This is a genomic window from Mesorhizobium caraganae (assembly GCF_016836705.1).
In the GTDB taxonomy this organism is placed as follows: domain Bacteria; phylum Pseudomonadota; class Alphaproteobacteria; order Rhizobiales; family Rhizobiaceae; genus Mesorhizobium; species Mesorhizobium caraganae.
Window position 1 is genome coordinate 1 of the sequence record NZ_JAFCGY010000100.1, and the last position, 1,040, is coordinate 1,040.

At 60.0% G+C, this 1,040-nt stretch carries 1 protein-coding gene; it reads right to left on the reverse strand.

Annotation, left to right across the window (positions count from 1 at the left end):
- The coding region (locus tag JQK88_RS35460) for an IS630 family transposase (protein ID WP_203281230.1) at nt 1–1,010 on the reverse strand (1,010 nt) is incomplete at its 3' end.
- Nucleotides 1,011–1,040: the final 30 nt, after the last annotated feature.

Sequence of the window (1,040 nt, forward strand, 5' to 3'; positions counted from 1 at the left end):
TTGTAAGGGGTGGGGTTTTCGTTGTGGGTTTCGATGAATGCGTCGATGTCGGCCTCCAGTTCTGCGGTGGAACGGTGTACGCCGCGCTGCAACTGCTTTCGCGTCAGTTCGGCGAACCACCGCTCGACCTGATTGATCCAGGATGCCGACGTTGGCGTGAAGTGAACATGCCAGTGTGGGCGGCGCGCGAGCCAGGCCTTAATCCTCGGCGTCTTGTGGGTCGCATAGTTGTCCATCACCAGATGCACGTCCGGCCCATCGGGCATTTCGGCGTCGATCCGCTTCAGGAAATCGAGGAATTCGGTGGCCCGGTGACGCTTGTAGCACTGACCGATCACCGCCCCGGTGGCAACATCTAGCGCGGCAAACAGCGATGTCGTACCGTTGCGGACATAGGTATGGGTGCGCCGTTCGGTGACGCCCGGCGCCATGGGCAGCACAGGCTGCTCGCGATCCAAGGCCTGGATTTGCGACTTCTCATCCACGCAAAGCACGACCGCCCGGTCCGGGGGCGACATGTAAAGACCGACGATGTCCTGCACCTTGTCGACAAAGAGCGGATCAGAGGAAAGCTTGAATGTCTCGGCACGATGCGGCTGCAGGCCAAACGCGGTCCAGATCCGACGGATGGTGGTATGCGAAAGGCCGCTGTCGGCTGCCATCGAACGGATGGACCAGTGCGTGGCATCCTTAGGAGTGGTGTTCAACGTACGCTCGACGACCTGGGCAACCTGGGTATCGGAGACAGTTCGCGGTCGACCCGCACGATATTCATCTGTCAGCCCTTCAATACCATCCTGTACGAACCGGCGGCGCCACTTGCCAACCGTGTGCTCGTGAACACCCAGGCGTTCGGCAACGTCCTTGCTTTGCAAGCCCTGCGCGCACAAAAGGATCATCCGACATCGATCCGATAAGGAGCGTGGCGCTCTATGCCGGCGCACCTGAGATTCCAGAAAACTTCTATCCGCGTCGCTCAGAACGACGACGTCCGCCTGCCTGCCAACCATCGATCAAACTCCTGCTCTTGTGACAGAAGC